This is a genomic window from Bacillus sp. OTU530 (assembly GCF_038440375.1).
In genome coordinates, this window is record NZ_JASATP010000054.1 from 1 (window position 1) to 18785 (window position 18785).

Genomic DNA, 18785 nt, shown 5'->3' on the forward strand with positions numbered 1-18785 from the left:
ATATTCGATCAAGTTAAATTGCGGAAATTTCCGGTATAAAAACATCACGCCGGCCAAAAGTAATATCCCGTTCACAAGCGAAAGCAAAACGGACAGCCAGGATCCGTTTTGGGCAAATCCGATTAACGGTCCCGGTATGGTAAGGATATTAGAACCTGTAATAAAAGTAAAAAATAAAAAGGACATTTGGCCCGCGCTGAGCTGTTGTTGATCTTTCACGGAATACACCTCCAAGCGGTGCGTAGTCTGCTATTAAGGGACTTTCAAAAATGCCACGATCCGACTGGCTAGATCTCCAAAAATGGCATCGTAGGCTGTATGTACAAAAGGCCATTCTAAGTCGAATACAAAAATAATACTCTGATACAAGGCAGTTATCATCAAAAGAGTGTAAACAAGAATGATTCTACCGCCACGTTGCTTTAATTTGGGAACATCATAAGCTAAAATGACTATATAGATGATCACCAGAACCACAATTTTCATCGTTCTCTTTCAAATCCTCCCTGCTATCTGATTCATCCTACTGCTCGTGCCGACTCAGACAGCAGAGATGTCTATTCGGAAAACATAGGTTTTCCGTTTGTCGTTCCGCTGTTGATAATTCGAATCTTCACATCGAACTCAAAATTGCTGTCAGCAAAACGTTGATCCCAATTGTTCTTCCAATGCTTCCATAAAGTAGGATTTTTCGCGTATACTTTGTTTCCCAAGTCGATTGCGTCAAATTGTTTCTCTTGCAGCAAGGAAACCGTTTCCTTTAATTCCTTTTTCAAGGCTTGTTCAAGCCTTTCCACAAATTTTCTTTCTTTCTCTGGTGCATCTATCCGCGAACACTTGAGTTCCTGTAAGACAACTTCCATTTTGTTTGCTATTTGAACGTTTAGCGAATCGTCTTTGATCACAGGTTTTAATGTCGTTTGTGAGGAAAGGACTTCAACAACTTCGATTTTTTCAGGCTGCGTTTGGCAGGGGAGTATTTGAAGCATCCCGCCTCGATATTCATTTCGAATAATTTGCAAACCTTCGATGTTTCCCGGTGGTAGATATCCAATCATTTTGTTTTTTTTCAAAAGAACAATTCCGGCTACATCCATGGATGGGAATTCATGTTCTTCTATATAAATGCGAGGGATGATACTGTTACCTACTTGGCTTCTCGTCTGCAAAATCAGCGTTAGCAGGTTGGTTTTTATTGTTTTGTTGCTGAAGTCGGCTGTCGATTCTTCATTTGCCAATATTTGTTGTCCCATTGTTGTTTCTATCCATGGTTCCTTTTTCAGATAGTCGGCGGCGTTCCCTTTGCTAATCAAAACGGATGATGTAATTCGAGTTTCATGATCCCGATAAAAAAGCTCCAGGACTTCTGCCATCCTTTTTTTTCGTGCCAATTTCTCGCTAATCACAATGGAGCGTAAATGTCCCCAATGGGTTTTGCGACCAAGATGAATGGGAATATCCCGAATCGCTTTTGCAACGGTATCACCAGTTGTTCTAACGTTGATATAGCCTTTGCTACCTTTCTTTTTTTCACCTTTAGGAGAGGGCACGTATACCTGTGTGGTTAACAGTACTTTTCCTGCTTCCGTTTCATCCAGAGCAATCCCCATGACAAATGCTCTACGGGTTAGTTGTAAATCATCCAAACATCCAGTCAATAACAATAGCAATGAGAAACTCAAGCATATACAGATAAATCTATTCATTTTAATCATTCTTTCTTGAGTAGATATCACTTATTTTGTTCGCATGCGCATATGGTGTCTTCGAGGAGAGCGGAGCACGTTTTTTAGCGGAGTGCGAATGATAACATCCCGCCACTGTTCGGGTCTGAATGGTTCTACAGGGGTCAAATAAGGCTGTCCCAAAGAACGTAAATTCACTAAATGCAGCCAGAGCAAGATGAATGCAATCATTAAACCAAATCCCCCTAAAAAAGTTGCAAACAACATGAACGGAAGCTGCAAAATGCGTAACGCGATGGCAAAATTGTACTGTGGCAGAGCGAAAGATGAAATTCCAGTCAACGAGACGACAATTACCATAATCGGTGAAGCAATCCCTGCTTCGATTGCCGCTTCCCCTATGACAAGCGCTCCAACGATACTAACAGCAGCACCGACAGGACGTGGCAACCGAACCCCTGCTTCGCGCAGTAATTCAAAAGCAAATATCATAAGAAATGCTTCGATGAAAGGTGGAAACGGAATGTCTTCTCGGGTATCAAGGATTCTCAGCAACAGAACGGTTGGAATCAACTCTGGATGAAAGGTAGATAAAGCAATGTAAAGACTAGGGAGCGTCAGGGCAATGCCGAAGGCAACCATTCTCAGAAAACGGATCAGACTTGAATAAGCGGTTCGCTGATAGTAATCTTCACTCGATTGCAATAACTCTACAAATCGACTTGGGCAGATCAGTATCGATCCTGTCCCATTTACCAGCACTACAATTTTTCCATCCAACAAAGCCGCAACAGCTGTATCAGGTCGTTCGGTATACCGGTATTGTGGAAACGGAGAATATGTGGAATCTTCAATCAGTTCCTCAATATAGGAGGTTTCCAGGATCTCTCCTTCATTTAACTTGCCAATACGTCTTTCAAATTCAGCCAGTATGTCAGGATTGATGATTCCATCTAAATAGCCGTAAGCAACCTTTGTATTCGTCTCCCCTTTCAGTGAAAAGGTTCTGATTTTAAATCGTGGCGATTGCAGACGTACTCGCAGCATGCCCAAATTTTTGTCCAAATTTTCAATGGTGCTTTCACGCGGACCTTTCACAACCGGCTCAGTGACCGGTTCAGTAACCTGTCTCATTTCAATGCCTAGCGCCTGATAGGAGAGCGCTTTGTCCCATTGATTAAAAAAAATGACGAGATGACCGGAAACTACTTTCTCTACGACTTTCTCGAAATCTTCGACAAGACGGTGAGAGTTGGCGGAGGCACCATTGCGCTCGAAAAAGGACATCACGTCCTCAGGCGTAATCATCGTTCCTGGACCTACTTCGTGTGTCACCAGGTCTTGTAGTGATTCTTTCATATAGTTGAGCTCTTTTTGTTGAATAAGTGTCTTGAAATAGATGGAAAATGCAGTATATTTCATCTCTGGGCCGTAGCGCCAGTGAATGATAACAAAATCATCATTATCAGAAAAAATTTCCTTGATTCGCTGCAGGTTGTCAGACAAATTTAAAGAAATAGGGATGGGCTGTGTATCTGTGTTCGTAAGCTTTGTTTCGTTTCGATTTTGATTAGACCTACGAGCAAACTTCTCGATTTTAATCCGCCCTTTTTTCATAAGAAGCTCCCTTTCCTAATTATTTCTATTTTATTGTTACCGAAGTTTTGAAATAAATAACTTTAAATAAACAAATTCTCTTATTTTAGAGATTGACTGCAAATATCTTGAAGTTTTTGCGCAGAAACCAGTATTTTTTTAAAAACTTACCCAATAATTAACCATATTTTTGTGTGGATATGCATTTGGTTTAAAACTCATCATTATCTGAAATAGATAATCAGGCATTTAATGCTTAGAATTTTGACGAAAAAAGATGAATTATGTATATAAATCTCTTATCTTAGGGGGGTTTTTCTATTGTTGGCTCAAATGGATAGAAAAAATCTTAGAATTTTTATTGACTGAAAACGTTTTTAACAGTATTATGAACTCATAACATATCCAAAACATTACCTAAATATAATAAGTTTGTCTCAGGATTTTGTAAAAACAAGGATACTATTCCTTCTGGGAAACTTAAATATGGTTAAGTTTTGGGTACTTATGATTGAGATTTGAAATGAGTAGCATAAAGATAAGCAAAACGAGGAACTGCTATCGATTACATTCATTCTTAATAATCTGAATGTGATTCAGTCCTTTTGATATCTGAGTCCTACTTGAAATTCATGTTACATGGATATAAAACATAGGATTATGTAATCGATTGCATTATTAACAAATCATATAAAGTTTTTTAGAAAAGATTGTATCAAACTGGATTTTAAACCTGGTATCACTGGATTAATGTAACTACATTAACTTTGGAGGTTATTTATTATGCCATTAATTAGATTTGATGTAATAGAAGGGCGAGACAAGGAGTCACTAAAAAGTCTATTAGATGCTTCTCACCGAGCAATGGTTAAGGCTTTTGGTGTACCGGAAAGAGATCGTTATCAAATCGTTCATCAGCATCCTGCTCATGAGTTAATTATAGAGGATACTGGTTTAGGTTTTGAGAGAAGTGAAAATGTAGTAATTATCAGTGTAACTAGTAAGCAAAGAACTGAGGAGCAAAAGCAGAATTTTTATCAGCTTTTGGTTCAAGAGCTCGGGGAAAGCTGCGGAATAGAACCTAATGATATTATGGTTTCTATTGTTACCAACGGAGATGCTGATTGGAGCTTTGGATTTGGAGAAGCCTAGTTTTTAACTGGTAAATTATAACCGTATTTCATAAAAAAGATACGGAAATTCTCTTGTGAGGACCTGCCCGTATGGGTTGTTAAAGTGGTTTAGATAATCAATAGAAGCAGAAGCAAAAGCAAATTTTCTAAGGAGGAAGAAAACATGGTAGAAACAGTAAAAGCGGTAAAATTGAAAAACTACATTAATGGTGAGTGGGTTGAAAGTAACACAACGAAGTATGAGGATGTTTACAATCCAGCTACAAAAGAAGTAATTGCTCAAGTTCCACACTCAACAAAAGAAGATATCGATTATGCGATCGAAGTTGCTGCAAAAGCATTTAAAAAATGGCAAAACGTTGCAGTACCACGACGTGCAAGAATCCTATTTAACTATCAACAATTACTAACTAAACATAAAGAAGAATTGGCTCAATTGATCACAAAGGAAAATGGAAAAAGCCTTTCTGAAGCACGTGGGGAAGTACAACGCGGAATTGAGAATGTTGAATTTGCTGCCGGTGCACCTTCTCTCATGATGGGTGATTCATTAGCTTCCATTGCTACGGATGTTGAAGCAACAAACTACCGTTATCCAATTGGGGTTGTTGGCGGAATTGCACCATTTAACTTCCCAATGATGGTACCTTGCTGGATGTTCCCGATGGCAATTGCGTTAGGTAATACGTTTGTTTTAAAGCCATCTGAAAGAACACCACTTTTAACAGAAAAATTAGTAGAGCTATTTACAGAAGCAGGACTTCCAAACGGCGTATTCAACGTGGTTCACGGTGCGCATGATGTTGTAAACGGTATTCTAGATCACCCTGAAGTAAAAGCAATTTCCTTTGTTGGATCTAAGCCAGTTGGTGAGTACGTATTTAAACGCGGCAGTGAGAACCTAAAACGTGTTCAATCGTTAACAGGTGCGAAAAACCATACAATTGTTTTAAATGATGCAGATTTAGATGACACAATCACAAACGTTGTTGCTTCTGCATTTGGTTCAGCAGGCGAGCGCTGCATGGCATGCTCAGTTGTTACAGTAGAAGAAGGAATCGCTGATGAATTCATGGCGAAGCTGAAAGAAAGAACAGCGAATATTAAAATCGGTAACGGTATCGATGATGGAGTATTCCTTGGCCCAGTGATTCGCGAAGATAACAAGAAGCGTACAATTGGTTATATCGAAAAAGGAATCGAAGAGGGTGCAAAGGTTGTATGTGACGGCCGCGAACGTGCATTAGAGGAAGGCTTCTTTGTTGGACCGACGATCTTTGATGAAGTTACACCGGAAATGACAATCTGGAAAGAAGAAATCTTTGCTCCAGTATTATCTGTTATGCGTGTGAAGAACTTAAAAAAAGCGATTGAAATCGCTAATAAATCAGAGTTTGCGAACGGTGCTTGTATCTTTACAACAAATGCTTCATCTATTCGCTACTTCCGTGAAAATATCGATGCAGGTATGTTAGGAGTTAACTTAGGTGTACCAGCTCCTATGGCATTCTTCCCATTCTCTGGATGGAAATCATCTTTCTTCGGAACATTACATGCGAACGGAAAAGACAGTGTTGATTTCTATACACGTAAAAAAGTAGTAACAGCACGCTACACAGCACCTACATTTGAGTAAAAAGTGTTGTTCTGAGTTCCTTAAAGTATGAATAAAGAACTCGTGACTGGAAGTTTGAGCTGCTGCCCCATTATATGCGCTAAGCATGTAATGGGGCGAGCTTATAATAAAAAAGGAGTTGTTATCGGAGATGAAATACGAATTCAATACAGACAAAGCATACGATATTATTGCAGTTGGACGTGCATGCATTGATTTGAATGCAACAGAATTCAATCGTCCGATGGAAGAGACAATGACATTCTCCAAATATGTTGGAGGTTCACCTGCGAATATCGCAATTGGCAGCTCTAAGCTAGGCTTAAAAGCTGGATTTATCGGTAAAATTTCAGATGACCAGCATGGCCGCTTTATCGAGCAATATATGCGCGGTGTTGGAATTGACACGTCAAATATGGTAGTGGACAAAGAAGGACACAAAACAGGATTGGCATTTACAGAAATTAAGAGCCCGGAAGAGTGCAGCATCTTAATGTACCGCCAAGATGTAGCGGATCTGTATTTGGCACCTGAAGAGGTAAATGAAGAGTATATCAAACAAGCTAAAATCTTGCTTGTTTCCGGAACAGCTTTATCTAAAAGCCCATCTCGTGAAGCAGTGTTAAAAGCAGTTAGCTTAGCAAAAAGAAATGATGTAAAAGTCGTATTTGAATTGGATTACCGTCCGTACTCTTGGAATTCTCCTGAGGAAACAGCTGTGTATTGCTCATTAGTTGCAGAACAAGCAGATGTCGTGATTGGTACACGTGATGAATATGATGTGATGGAGAGCAAAGAAGGTGGAAAGAACGAAGATACAATCAGCTACTTGTTTAATCATTCCCCTGAATTGGTTGTTATTAAGCACGGTGTAGAAGGATCCTATGCTTACACAAAATCAGGCGAAACATTCAGAGGCCGTGCATACAAGACACAGGTATTAAAAACGTTCGGTGCAGGTGATTCCTATGCTTCTGCGTTCCTATATGCTTTAATCAGCGGCAAAGAGATTGAAACAGCTTTAAAATACGGCGGTGCATCAGCTTCTATCGTTGTAAGCAAGCATAGCTCTTCCGAAGCAATGCCAACAGTGGAAGAAATTGAGCAATTAATTGCTGAAGGATCTTACATCGAGGTAGGAGTGACAAACTAATTGAAATGAAGGTGCTTCCGAGAACAATGACAGACGGCTACGAGGGCAGCTAGTAGAACTTTGGAGTACCTGAAGTATCTAAATCAAGAAGGTGTTTAAAAAGCATATGAGTTGAAACAACAAAAGCTTAAAAATGCCAAACAATACTAATAGAAAAATAGGAACCCATATAACCTGTTAATTTGTGAGTTATAATGCCATTTCGAATAGCTTATATATGAGCTCCGCTTCATTTGGGACAGACTTTACCTGTTGGCGAAGTTGTCCTTTTTTATAACAGTACTAATAAGCTTAAGCAGGGGAGATTTTGATGAGAATTAGAGGAGAAGTTTTTAAACAAAGACCGTACCCAAAGCTTTGGTATAACAATAATGATTCTATCTTCTTTCTTGAGGCTGAACATGGAGTTCAGATAGGCGAAGATCGAATTAAGATTCTTCCCATTTTAAGTGAAGAACTAGAAGTTTCTTTAATGGTTGGGGAAAGAGTCGAGATTGAGGGCGAAATCCAATGGAAGCGAATTATTACACCCTCAGGTAAACTTAGTTTTTTCCCTACTCCAGTTTTCATGATGCAAGATATAAAAAAATTAGTTTCTGTATCAAAACCAATTGATAGGGTTATGGAATGTGTGTGATTTCCGCCATTTTTCCTATTTATAACTAGGGAATGCTTACGACAGGTACTGTGTTTTTAAACACCGTACAGGAACTTTAGTAAGGAAATAAATTGGCTATAAATCAGGTTTAGACTTTCAATTATTAATATCAGTTATGTAGATACCTTATAATCCTGGAAAGAGAGGGTAGATGTTTCATGATGGAGAGAAAAGTTGTCATCCAGCTTCAGAACGGTCTTCAAGCTCGGTATGCGAATCAATTTGTACAAAAATCATCTTCCTTTAATAGTGAAATCAGCATTGTTAAAAATGGAAGGATGGCAGCTGCGAAAGGTATTATGGGGGTGATGGCTTTAGTCATTAGAAAGGGAGAAGAAATCACCCTACTTGCAAATGGAAGCGACGAACAAGATGCTATTGTAACCCTAGAAAGTTTTCTTTCCAGTAAGGGATGCTGAACGTATCGCACTTCTATTGAGTAAATGAGTAGTTTTTTATAATAAACAGAGAACGGGGATGTTAAATGATGGAAAGAAGTTTATCAATGGAGCTTGTCCGAGAATTGTAATCCCCTTTTCTGAAACAGCCCATCCGGCTTTGGTCCCTATGTTTTTTTACCACCAAAGCCCCCTGACCCGGAGTGCCTAACCTTCGCGAAAGTAATATAAGTACCCCACCATCTCTAATATCATTCTCCATAAAATTTGCTGCCGCTTTGGCAATTGCCCTTTTTGTTTTTACACTGTAGGAAAGTATAAATTTCCGGCTAGAAGCCAATTCGACGTAGTCGGAAATTTTAGGAATACAGTATAAGTAAGGTCACGCCTCTGTCTTCGCCTACCGACTCGCCAATCAGCGAGTTTTCTTTATTACGTGTTTGTTTTTGGTTGTAAGATAATCGATTGCCCTTATTTCCTGATAATCTGGATTCGGGTGAGTTTTAGGTATATCTGAAGCCTGCTTAGAATTCAGATTGTAAAGGTATAAAAGTTTAGGTTATACGCACTATATGGTTGTTAGTTATCCTTACCTCGCGCACCATTGGCTTAGCGTAACTAAATTAATTTTGGAGGTTATTCATTTATGCCGTTAATAAGATTCGATTTGATAGAAGGGCGAGACGAGGAGTCACTAAGAAACCTATTAGATGCTTCTCATCGAGCAATGGCTAAAGCTTTCAGTGTACCTGAAAGAGATCGTTATCAAATCGTTCACCAGCATCCTGCTCATGAACTAATTATAGAGGATACTGGTTTAGGTTTTGAGAGAAGTAACAACTTGGTAGTAGTAAGTGTAACCAGTAAACAAAGAAGTGATGAACAGAAGCAGAATTTTTATAAACTTTTAGTTCAAGAACTTGGAGAAAGCTGCGGCATAGAGCCTAATGATATTATGGTTTCTATTGTTACCAATGGGGATGCTGATTGGAGTTTTGGACTAGGAGAAGCCCAGTTTTTGACCGGTAAACTATAACTGAAATTGGTTAAAAGGAGTGCGGGAATTTTTCAGACAAAGACCCAAGTAAACTAAGTTTTTGAGAATGATTGACAATAAACAAAAACACATTTTCCAAGGAGGTAGAAGCTATGTCGCAAGCAGTAAAGCTAAAAAATTACATTAATGGTGAGTGGGTTGAAAGCAAAACAACAAAATATGAGGATGTTTACAATCCAGCTACAAAGGAAGTAATTGCCCAAGTTCCGATCTCAACAAAAGAAGATATTGACTATGCGATCGAGGTTGCTGCAAAAGCATTTGAAACATGGCAAAAGGTTGCAGTGCCGCGACGTGCAAGAATCCTGTTTAACTATCAACAATTACTAACAAAGCATAAGGAGAAATTGGCTAACCTTATCACAATGGAAAATGGAAAAAGCCTGACTGAGGCACGCGGGGAAGTGCAACGCGGAATTGAGAATGTTGAATTTGCTGCCGGAGCACCTTCTTTAATGATGGGGGATTCATTAGCTTCCATTGCTACAGATGTTGAAGCAACCAATTATCGATACCCAATAGGAGTTGTCGGAGGAATTGCACCATTTAACTTCCCAATGATGGTGCCTTGCTGGATGTTCCCAATGGCAATTGCCCTAGGTAATACATTTATTCTAAAGCCATCTGAAAGAACACCGCTCTTAACAGAAAAATTAGTCGAGCTATTTACAGAGGCAGGGCTTCCAAAAGGTGTGTTCAACATTGTTCATGGTGCGCACGATGTTGTGAACGGTATTTTAGATCACCCTGAAGTGAGAGCCGTTTCCTTTGTTGGTTCTAAGCCTGTCGGCGAGTACGTATTTAAACGAGGCAGCGAGAATCTCAAACGTGTTCAGTCGTTAACAGGTGCGAAAAATCATACGATTGTTTTAAATGATGCGGATTTGGATGACACGATCACAAATATTATTTCTTCCGCATTTGGTTCAGCGGGTGAACGCTGCATGGCGTGCTCAGTTGTCACGGTAGAAGAAGGAATTGCTGATGAATTTTTAGCGAAGTTGAAAGAGAGAACAGGAAATATTAAAATGGGTAACGGTTTAGATGATGGGATATTGCTTGGCCCAGTGATTCGAGAAGAAAATAAAAAACGTACAATCGGTTATATCGAAAAAGGAATTGAAGAGGGAGCAAAGGTTGTATGTGACGGCCGTGAATGTGCTTTAGAAGAAGGGTTTTTCATTGGACCTACTATTTTCGAGGATGTTACAACGGATATGACCATCTGGAAGGATGAAATCTTTGCTCCGGTACTATCAGTCATGCGTGTGAAGAATCTAAAAGAAGCTATTGAGGTTGCTAATAAATCAGAATTTGCTAATGGTGCATGTATCTTTACAACAAATGCTGTATCTGTTCGTTACTTCCGCGAACATATTCATGCAGGTATGTTAGGGGTTAACCTAGGTGTACCAGCCCCTATGGCGTTTTTCCCATTCTCCGGATGGAAGTCCTCGTTTTTTGGAACATTGCATGCTAATGGAAAAGATAGTGTTGATTTTTATACACGTAAAAAAGTTGTAACGGCACGCTACCCATCACCTAAATTCGAATAAGTTGAATAAAGGGTCTGTTATATGTCCCTAAGTACATAACTAGCTGGAAATTTATACTTTCTTACAGTGTAAAAAAATTTGTAGAGCAGTCTGTCATCTCATGGTCGAAAGATGGCAGGGAGGTTCGTTTTCAACGTGACAATAAGGAGGTGCAACGTGAGTAAATTGCTCCGAAAACCAGAAAAAAACGAAATATCCCAAGGAGTTACTATTGCTCAAGAAGTAACAGCAGAAAATTCCCCATTAAAATATGTTGGGTTTAAAATAGTTGATTTAGCTCCAGGCGCTAAGTACTCAGAAGTATTAGAGAAGCAAGAATGCTGCATCGTAGCCGTGACGGGAAAAATTAATGTTACAGATGGTGAAGAAGTATTTGAAAATTTAGGTACCCGTGAAAGCGTATTTGAAAAAGTGTCAACAGACAGTGTATATGTATCAAATGATCGACGTTTTGAAGTGGAGGGAATCAGCCAAGCCCGAGTAGCATTATGTTATTCACCTTCTGAAAAACAACTGCCTACGAGATTGATTAAAGCTTCAGACAATGGCATTGAACAGAGAGGAATTCTTAATAATAAACGCCTTGTACACAATATTTTGCCTGATTCAGATCCAACTGCTAACAGCCTGCTCGTTGTTGAAGTGTTCACAGAAAGCGGAAACTGGTCCAGCTATCCGCCGCATAAACACGACCGCGATAACTTGCCGGAGGAGTCATTTTTGGAAGAGTCATACTATCATGAAATGAATCCGCCGCAGGGCTTTGTCTTCCAACGAGTTTATACGGATGATCGTTCTCTTGATGAAACGATGACAGTTGAAAACGGTGATGTCGTTCTTGTGCCGGTAGGATATCACCCAGTTGGGGTACCTGACGGCTATACGTCCTATTATTTAAATGTAATGGCAGGACCAACACGTATTTGGAAATTCTATAATGACCCAGATCATGAATGGATACTAAAGCGCCAACACAAGTAATATAGGGAGTTGATATCCGAGATGAAATATGAACTTACTGCTGAAAGAGAATATGACATTATTGCGCTTGGTCGTGCATGCATCGATTTAAATGCAACAGAGTACAACCGTCCGATGGAAGAGACGATGACATTTACAAAATATGTAGGAGGTTCACCCGCAAATATTGCCATTGGCAGTTCCAAGTTGGGATTAAAAGTCGGATTTATTGGTAAAATTTCGGGTGATCAGCATGGACGCTTTATCGAGCAATATATGCGCGGTGTTGGCATTGATACATCTAATATGGTAGTAGACAAAGAAGGGCACAAAACAGGATTGGCATTTACGGAAATTAAAAGCCCGGAAGAGTGCAGCATCTTAATGTATCGCCAAGAAGTAGCGGATCTGTATTTGGCACCTGAAGAGGTAAATGGAGAGTATATCAAGCAATCTAAAATCTTGCTTGTTTCCGGAACAGCTTTATCTAAAAGCCCGTCTCGCGAAGCAGTGTTAAAAGCAGTCAGCCTAGCAAAAAGAAATGATGTAAAAGTTGTATTTGAATTGGATTATCGTCCGTACTCTTGGAATTCTCCTGAGGAAACAGCTGTGTACTGTTCATTAGTTGCAGAACAAGCAGATGTTGTGATTGGTACACGTGATGAATATGATGTGATGGAGAGCAAAGAAGGCGGAAAGAACGAAGATACAATCAGCCACTTGTTTAATCATTCTCCTAAATTGGTTGTTATTAAGCACGGTGTAGAAGGATCCTATGCTTACACAAAATCAGGCGAAACATTCAGAGGCCGCGCGTACAAGACACAGGTATTAAAAACGTTTGGTGCAGGTGATTCCTACGCTTCTGCTTTCTTATATGCTTTAATCAGCGGAAAAGATATTGAAACTGCTTTAAAATATGGCAGTGCGTCAGCTTCTATTGTTGTAAGCAAGCATAGCTCTTCAGAGGCGATGCCAACAGTAGAAGAAATCGAGCAATTAATTGCTGAAAGGCCTGTAATTGAAGCTATTTAGCTGGAGGTGAGAAAATAATGAGAACAATCAGATTAACAACAGCACAAGCTTTGATTAAATTTCTCAATCAGCAATATGTTCACATGGATGGACTAGAATTTCCTTTTGTTGAAGGTATTTTTAATATCTTTGGTCATGGGAATGTGCTCGGGATTGGTCAGGCGCTTGAACAAGATTCTGGTCATTTAAAAGTGATTCAAGGGAAAAATGAACAAGGAATGGCGCATGCAGCCATTGCTTATAGCAAACAAATGCTGCGCAAAAAAATATATGCTGTTACAACTTCAAGTGGACCGGGTTCTGCAAACTTGGTAACGGCAGCAGGAACAGCGCTTGCGAATAATATTCCAATCTTGTTGCTGCCGGCTGATACATATGCGACACGTCAGCCAGATCCAGTGCTGCAACAACTAGAACAAGAGCATAGTATTGCGATTACGACAAATGATGCATTTCGCCCAGTATCAAGATATTGGGACCGTATTACACGCCCTGAGCAATTGATGTCGAGCTTAATTCGGGCCTTTGAAGTGATGACGGATCCAACGAAAGCAGGCCCGGCTACCATTTGTATTTCACAGGATGTAGAAGGGGAAGCATTTGATTATGATGAAAAGTTCTTTGAAAAACGTGTCCATTATATTGATCGTAAACTGCCAAATAACCGTGAATTAAACGGTGCAGCCCAATTAATTAAAGCGAGTAAAAAACCGGTAGTGGTTGTTGGCGGTGGAGCTAAATATTCAGAAGCACGCGAAGCTTTAATTGAATTTTCACAACGATATAACATCCCATTAGTAGAAACGCAGGCTGGTAAATCGACTATTGAGTCCTCGTTCAGCAACAATTTAGGCGGCTTAGGAATCACTGGAACATTAGCGGCGAATAAAGCAGCGCAACAGGCTGATCTAATTATCGGTATTGGTACAAGGTTTACCGATTTCGCAACTTCTTCCAAAACAATTTTTGATTTTGAAACAGCAAAGTTCTTGAACATTAACGTGAGTCGTATGCAAGCTTATAAATGGGATGCATTTCCGGTTGTAGCAGATGCAAAGTCAGCTTTGGAAGCATTAATTCCAATGCTGGAAGGGTATCAAAGCGAGTTTGGCGGTACCATTACAGAATTAAAGGAAGAATGGTTAGCGGAGCGAGACCGTTTAAGTAAGGTCGTATTTAACAGGGAGAACTTTGATCCGGAAATTAAAAATCACTTCTCACAAGAAGTATTAAATGAATATGCCGATGTATTGAACACAGAGCTGCCACAAACAACGGCATTGATTGCTATTAATGACACCATCGATCCTGACAGCATCATTATTTGCTCAGCTGGTTCACTTCCGGGAGATCTGCAGCGCTTATGGCATTCAAAGACGCCAAACACATACCATGTTGAATATGGTTATTCCTGCATGGGATATGAGGTATCAGGTGCATTAGGTGTGAAGCTGGCTGATCCAGCAAAAGAAGTATACACCATTGTTGGTGATGGCAGCTTCCTGATGCTGCACTCTGAACTTGTTACAGCTCTTCAATACAACAAAAAGATTAATGTGCTTCTCTTCGATAATTCTGGATATGGCTGTATCAATAATTTACAAATGGATTTTGGAAACGGCAGCTACTATTGTGAATTCAGAACAGAAGATAATCAAATTTTAAATATTGATTATGCGAAATTAGCTGAAGCATATGGAGCTAAGGCATACCGTGCGAACACTGTAGAAGAACTCAAGGCAGCCCTGGAAGATGCAAAAAAACAAGATAAATCTACCTTGATCGAAATGAAGGTACTTCCAAAGACGATGACAGCTGGTTATGAAGGCAGCTGGTGGAATCTTGGAGTGCCTGAAGTGTCCACTCAGGAAGGCGTTCAAAAGGCATATGAGTTTAAACAACAAAAGCTTAAAAATGCCAAACAGTATTAATGATAAGAAGTGGATGGTAATGGGTGCTCAAGATATTTTGTGGGGAATTGCCCCGATCGGCTGGCGGAATGAGGGTATACCAGAAATCGGTGCGGATCATACACCGTGATGGATGATTGCAAGAACGAAGGAAAATCGTTCCTGCAATCCTTCTTATCTGGCATGTTTACAGTACCAGAAGATGGATGCATTGATTTTACAAAGCCTTATAACAAGCTGTTGAATCACAATTATAAGAGGTGGATTGTGAGTAAATCTGAGCAGGATCCTTCTGTGGTTTATCCATTGGAATAGGCCTTATTGATCCGAAAGTATATAGATGAAAAGTTACTTATCCCTTCTTAAAGAAAAAAAGGAATAGGATTATCTGGATGGGCATTGGAGGGAATTACTATGAGTAAACAAGGGAGCCAATATTCATTTTTGCGTACCATTATTTTAGTTTCAACATTCGGTGGACTTCTCTTCGGATATGACACGGGTGTTATTAACGGTGCCTTACCTTATATGGCTCAAGCGGATCAGCTCAATCTCAACTCATTTACTGAAGGTCTTGTTGCGAGCTCCCTTCTCTTTGGAGCTGCGCTCGGCGCGATGTTTGGCGGCCGACTGTCAGATGATAATGGTCGCCGTAAAAATATTCTGTATCTTGCAGTATTGTTCTTTATTGCTACACTTGGATGTACTCTTGCTCCGAATGTAACTGTTATGATTATCTTTCGTTTCTTGCTGGGACTTGCTGTAGGGGGCGCATCTGTAACAGTTCCGACCTACTTAGCAGAAATGTCCCCTGCGGAGAAACGGGGGCGAATGGTTACGCAGAACGAGCTAATGATTGTTAGTGGACAGTTATTGGCTTTTATTTTTAATGCTATTCTTGGCAACATAATGGGTGACACCTCGCATGTTTGGCGTTATATGCTGGTCATAGCAACGCTTCCAGCGGTCTTTCTGTTCTTAGGAATGCTTAGAGTACCCGAGAGTCCGCGTTGGCTTGTATCAAAAGGGAAAAATGTGGAGGCCTTACAAGTTCTCCAACAAATACGTGAGGCAAAGCGTGCCAAATCGGAATTGATTGAAATTCAAGTAGCTTGCACCCAAGAAGAAGGGATAGAGAGAGCAACTTTTAAAGATCTGAATGTGGCATGGGTACGCCGCATTGTCTTTCTTGGGGTTGGAATTGCTGTTGTACAGCAAATTACAGGGGTTAACTCGATTATGTACTATGGTACTGAAATTCTTAAGGATGCTGGCTTTGAAACGAAGGCAGCACTTATCGGTAACATTGCCAATGGCGCAATTTCAGTGTTAGCAACTTTCGTCGGCATTTGGCTTCTTGGTCAGGTAGGCCGTAAGCCAATGCTGCTGACAGGTCTAATTGGAACTACAATATCACTACTACTTATTGGGGTATTCTCGCTTGTACTTGAGGGATCTACGGCACTTCCGTATGTTGTCTTGATCCTTACAGTCACCTTTCTTGCTTTCCAGCAAGGAGCTATTTCACCAGTAACCTGGCTCATGCTCTCGGAAATATTCCCGCTGCGTTTACGAGGCATTGGTATGGGCGCTACTGTGTTTTGCCTTTGGATAGTAAACTTTCTCATCGGTTTAATGTTTCCGATATTACTTGATAAGGTTGGTTTAGCTGCAACATTTTTCGTTTTCGTAGCCTTGGGACTTGGAGCAATCACATTCGTTAAGAAATGCTTACCGGAAACCAAGGGGCTCACTCTTGAGCAGTTAGAACATAAATTCCGTACCTATAATGAGGACTATCCAGATAAGCTTGTTGATGCTTAAATAAAATGAATTTCAGGATTATCAGCCACAAATAAACAAATTAGGAGGAAACCCAGCATGACTTTAAAAATCGGTGTGATAGGAACCGGTGCAATTGGCAGAGAGCATATTAAAAGAATCACAAATAATTTATCCGGAGGAAAAATTGTTGCTGTCACTGATGTGAATCAGGAATCTGCAAAGAGTGCTGTAGAGCAATTTCGTTTAGATGCTGCTATATATCCGGATGATAAGGCGCTTGTAGCTGATGCAAATGTGGATGCTGTACTCGTAACAAGCTGGGGTCCTGCGCATGAACAAAGTGTATTGGCTGCAATTGAGGCTGGAAAATATGTATTCTGCGAAAAACCTTTAGCAACCACAGCAGAAGGCTGCATGAGAATTGTGGAAGCAGAAATGAAACATGGCAAACGTTTAGTTCAGGTTGGATTTATGCGCCGTTATGACATCGGTTATGTGCAGTTAAAAGAGGCAATTGATAGCAATTATATCGGTGAACCATTGATGATTCGCTGCGTACATAGAAACCCAGAAGTGGGTGATAACTATACTACAGATATGGCGATTAATGATACGCTGGTTCATGAGATTGATGTTTTGCACTGGTTAATCAACGATGATTATAAATCTGTACAAGTAGTATTTCCAAAGAAAACAAAGCATGCGGCAGCTCACTTGCAAGATCCGCAGCTGATTACACTAGAAACAAACAGCGGTATTATCATTACTGCAGAGGTATTTGTAAACTGCAAGTACGGCTACGACATTCAATGTGAGGTTATTGGTGAAGAAGGCGTTGCGTACCTTCCGGAATTCTCTGGTATTGCCACTCGTAAGGAAGCACAATTTGGTACAAGCATCCTAATGGATTGGAAGCAGCGCTTTATTGCTGCGTATGACAAAGAATTACAAGACTTCATGGACTCCATTAAGAACACAGGTGAACCTAATGGTCCAACGTCATGGGATGGCTACATTGCAGCTGTAACAGCAGATGCTTGTGTGAAATCGCAGCAAACAGGAGAAAAAGAGTTTGTCGTATTAGCAGATAAACCCGACTTTTATAAAAATTAAACGAAACATAAGTGGCTGAAACAGTCTGAAAATTAGCAATTAACAAATTTGCTTGTGTAGCAAAATTAAAATAAATATTCCAAACCTGTAGAAGAACACTAAGTCGAATATGCAGTGGATAACAATTACATCCAAACAACCAAAGAAAGGGGAAGTTTACAATGCGTTTAGCATACGATCCATCACATTATCGTGATAATACAAATTTAAAAGATACAATTGAGGCAGTTGCTCGATTAGGGTATGAATATGTGGAGTTATCTCCGCGTAAAGATTTCATTTGGTTTTATGAATATCCAAAGGTTGATAGACAGCTGATAAAAGATTTAAAAAGATATTGTTCAGATGCCGGTGTTAAAATCTCTTCTGTACTTCCTGTTCAACAATGGTCTTCACCAAATGAAGAAGCACGTCAAGCTGCAGTGAGAAATTGGAAACGTTGTATTGAAATCACTTCTGACCTAGGAGTGGATTTAATGAACAGTGAATTTGCCGGCGACAAAAGCCGTCCGCTTGAAAGTGAGGCTGCTTTTGTTAAATCAATGGAAGAGCTATTGCCAATTTTTGAAAGAGAGGGCATTAAACTTAATTTACAATCTCATCCGAATGATTTTATTGAGTTAAATATAGAAGCCATTCGAATGATTCGTGCATTAGATAAAGATTGGATTAAGCTGGTATATTCTGTTGCACATGCTTTCTATTATGATGATGGGATTGGCGATGTAGAGAAACACTTAGAAGAAGCAGGAGATTTACTGGCTCATGTTCTAATTGCCGATACTTTTAATCATAGAGCAGCATTTGGATTACGATATATTATAAATCCTCCTGATGCAAACGTAACAATTCATCAGCATTTGAACCCTGGTGAAGGGGAAGTAAACTTTGAAGCATTATATCGGAAATTAAGAGAAATGAAATTTGATGGAATTGTAACAAACTCAGTATTCACTTACCCTGATAAACCAGAATGGTCCAACGAAGTAACGCTGAAATCCATTAAAGAGGGATTAAATATCTAAATATTATCACCTTTGTATGGTTAATTATGTTGCAAAGCTCACATAAATATTTCAAATTAAAGAAATGTATAAAACAATGAAATCGGGACACCTATCCTGGCAGTAC

17 protein-coding genes and 1 pseudogene are annotated in these 18785 nt (G+C 39.8%); 14 read left to right on the forward strand and 4 right to left on the reverse strand.

Going from position 1 to position 18785, the window contains the following annotated elements:
* From AAHB12_RS25960 to AAHB12_RS25975, 4 genes are all read right to left on the reverse strand, one after another.
* Positions 1 to 219, reverse strand: a 219-nt coding sequence (locus AAHB12_RS25960; RefSeq protein WP_342048076.1) for a GerAB/ArcD/ProY family transporter, incomplete at its 3' end; no start/stop codon positions are given.
* 33 nt (positions 220 to 252) lie between these two features.
* Complete coding sequence (locus AAHB12_RS25965) at positions 253 to 486, reverse strand: hypothetical protein (protein WP_129731779.1); 234 nt, start codon at positions 484 to 486, stop codon at positions 253 to 255.
* A 71-nt stretch (positions 487 to 557) separates the two neighbouring features.
* Entirely contained in the window at positions 558 to 1715 is a 1158-nt protein-coding gene (locus AAHB12_RS25970; RefSeq protein WP_342048078.1) for a Ger(x)C family spore germination protein, read from the reverse strand.
* A 21-nt stretch (positions 1716 to 1736) separates the two neighbouring features.
* Positions 1737 to 3302: a spore germination protein gene (locus tag AAHB12_RS25975; RefSeq protein WP_342048079.1), complete on the reverse strand. Its 1566-nt coding sequence runs from the start codon at positions 3300 to 3302 to the stop codon at positions 1737 to 1739.
* Positions 3303 to 4064: 762 nt separating this feature from the next.
* On the opposite strand from AAHB12_RS25975, the gene AAHB12_RS25980 reads away from it, so the two are divergent.
* The 14 genes and pseudogenes from AAHB12_RS25980 to AAHB12_RS26045 all read left to right on the forward strand — a co-directional run bounded on the left by AAHB12_RS25980 (position 4065) and on the right by AAHB12_RS26045 (position 18679).
* Positions 4065 to 4433: a tautomerase family protein gene (locus AAHB12_RS25980; protein ID WP_342048080.1), complete on the forward strand. Its 369-nt coding sequence runs from the start codon at positions 4065 to 4067 to the stop codon at positions 4431 to 4433.
* A 144-nt stretch (positions 4434 to 4577) separates the two neighbouring features.
* Positions 4578 to 6050 (forward strand): methylmalonate-semialdehyde dehydrogenase, encoded by a 1473-nt coding sequence (gene iolA, locus AAHB12_RS25985; protein ID WP_342048081.1) that lies wholly within the window; start codon positions 4578 to 4580, stop codon positions 6048 to 6050.
* Between the two features lie 130 nt (positions 6051 to 6180).
* Positions 6181 to 7182, forward strand: a complete 1002-nt coding sequence (iolC, locus tag AAHB12_RS25990; protein WP_342048083.1) for a 5-dehydro-2-deoxygluconokinase — start codon at positions 6181 to 6183, stop codon at positions 7180 to 7182.
* A gap of 310 nt (positions 7183 to 7492) precedes the next feature.
* Positions 7493 to 7819: a hypothetical protein gene (locus AAHB12_RS25995; protein ID WP_129731922.1), complete on the forward strand. Its 327-nt coding sequence runs from the start codon at positions 7493 to 7495 to the stop codon at positions 7817 to 7819.
* Positions 7820 to 7998: 179 nt separating this feature from the next.
* Positions 7999 to 8259 carry an HPr family phosphocarrier protein gene (locus tag AAHB12_RS26000; protein ID WP_342048086.1) on the forward strand — a complete coding sequence of 87 codons (261 nt, stop codon included), beginning with the start codon at positions 7999 to 8001 and terminating at the stop codon, positions 8257 to 8259.
* A 625-nt stretch (positions 8260 to 8884) separates the two neighbouring features.
* Positions 8885 to 9274 (forward strand): tautomerase family protein, encoded by a 390-nt coding sequence (locus AAHB12_RS26005; RefSeq protein WP_342048087.1) that lies wholly within the window; start codon positions 8885 to 8887, stop codon positions 9272 to 9274.
* A gap of 113 nt (positions 9275 to 9387) precedes the next feature.
* Positions 9388 to 10851 carry a methylmalonate-semialdehyde dehydrogenase gene (gene iolA, locus AAHB12_RS26010; RefSeq protein ID WP_342048090.1) on the forward strand — a complete coding sequence of 488 codons (1464 nt, stop codon included), beginning with the start codon at positions 9388 to 9390 and terminating at the stop codon, positions 10849 to 10851.
* Positions 10852 to 11007: 156 nt separating this feature from the next.
* Positions 11008 to 11832: a 5-deoxy-glucuronate isomerase gene (gene iolB / locus AAHB12_RS26015; protein WP_342048091.1), complete on the forward strand. Its 825-nt coding sequence runs from the start codon at positions 11008 to 11010 to the stop codon at positions 11830 to 11832.
* A gap of 21 nt (positions 11833 to 11853) precedes the next feature.
* Complete coding sequence (gene iolC / locus AAHB12_RS26020; RefSeq protein ID WP_342048092.1) at positions 11854 to 12846, forward strand: 5-dehydro-2-deoxygluconokinase; 993 nt, start codon at positions 11854 to 11856, stop codon at positions 12844 to 12846.
* A gap of 14 nt (positions 12847 to 12860) precedes the next feature.
* A complete protein-coding gene (gene iolD / locus AAHB12_RS26025) occupies positions 12861 to 14777 on the forward strand; it encodes a 3D-(3,5/4)-trihydroxycyclohexane-1,2-dione acylhydrolase (decyclizing) (RefSeq protein WP_342048115.1) in 1917 nt (638 codons plus the stop codon).
* 105 nt (positions 14778 to 14882) lie between these two features.
* Positions 14883 to 15071 (forward strand): annotated as a pseudogene (locus AAHB12_RS26030) (myo-inosose-2 dehydratase); the annotation flags it as partial.
* 99 nt (positions 15072 to 15170) lie between these two features.
* The gene (locus AAHB12_RS26035; protein WP_342048093.1) at positions 15171 to 16580 is read left to right on the forward strand and encodes a sugar porter family MFS transporter; all 1410 of its coding nucleotides are present in this window, start codon (positions 15171 to 15173) and stop codon (positions 16578 to 16580) included.
* Positions 16581 to 16637: 57 nt separating this feature from the next.
* The gene (locus tag AAHB12_RS26040; RefSeq protein ID WP_342048095.1) at positions 16638 to 17654 is read left to right on the forward strand and encodes a Gfo/Idh/MocA family protein; all 1017 of its coding nucleotides are present in this window, start codon (positions 16638 to 16640) and stop codon (positions 17652 to 17654) included.
* A 161-nt stretch (positions 17655 to 17815) separates the two neighbouring features.
* Positions 17816 to 18679, forward strand: a complete 864-nt coding sequence (locus tag AAHB12_RS26045; RefSeq protein ID WP_342048096.1) for a sugar phosphate isomerase/epimerase family protein — start codon at positions 17816 to 17818, stop codon at positions 18677 to 18679.
* Positions 18680 to 18785 lie beyond the last annotated feature (106 nt).

Bases quoted from the DNA above. Each gene is read 5' to 3' on its own strand.
- AAHB12_RS25965 (WP_129731779.1), bottom strand. From the start codon at position 486: ATGAAAATTGTGGTTCTGGTGATCATCTATATAGTCATTTTAGCTTAT.
- AAHB12_RS25970 (WP_342048078.1), bottom strand. From the start codon at position 1,715: ATGATTAAAATGAATAGATTTATCTGTATATGCTTGAGTTTCTCATTG.
- AAHB12_RS25975 (WP_342048079.1), bottom strand. From the start codon at position 3,302: ATGAAAAAAGGGCGGATTAAAATCGAGAAGTTTGCTCGTAGGTCTAAT.
- AAHB12_RS25980 (WP_342048080.1), top strand. From the start codon at position 4,065: ATGCCATTAATTAGATTTGATGTAATAGAAGGGCGAGACAAGGAGTCA.
- iolA (WP_342048081.1), top strand. From the start codon at position 4,578: ATGGTAGAAACAGTAAAAGCGGTAAAATTGAAAAACTACATTAATGGT.
- iolC (WP_342048083.1), top strand. From the start codon at position 6,181: ATGAAATACGAATTCAATACAGACAAAGCATACGATATTATTGCAGTT.
- AAHB12_RS25995 (WP_129731922.1), top strand. From the start codon at position 7,493: ATGAGAATTAGAGGAGAAGTTTTTAAACAAAGACCGTACCCAAAGCTT.
- AAHB12_RS26000 (WP_342048086.1), top strand. From the start codon at position 7,999: ATGATGGAGAGAAAAGTTGTCATCCAGCTTCAGAACGGTCTTCAAGCT.
- AAHB12_RS26005 (WP_342048087.1), top strand. From the start codon at position 8,885: ATGCCGTTAATAAGATTCGATTTGATAGAAGGGCGAGACGAGGAGTCA.
- iolA (WP_342048090.1), top strand. From the start codon at position 9,388: ATGTCGCAAGCAGTAAAGCTAAAAAATTACATTAATGGTGAGTGGGTT.
- iolC (WP_342048092.1), top strand. From the start codon at position 11,854: ATGAAATATGAACTTACTGCTGAAAGAGAATATGACATTATTGCGCTT.
- AAHB12_RS26035 (WP_342048093.1), top strand. From the start codon at position 15,171: ATGAGTAAACAAGGGAGCCAATATTCATTTTTGCGTACCATTATTTTA.
- AAHB12_RS26040 (WP_342048095.1), top strand. From the start codon at position 16,638: ATGACTTTAAAAATCGGTGTGATAGGAACCGGTGCAATTGGCAGAGAG.
- AAHB12_RS26045 (WP_342048096.1), top strand. From the start codon at position 17,816: ATGCGTTTAGCATACGATCCATCACATTATCGTGATAATACAAATTTA.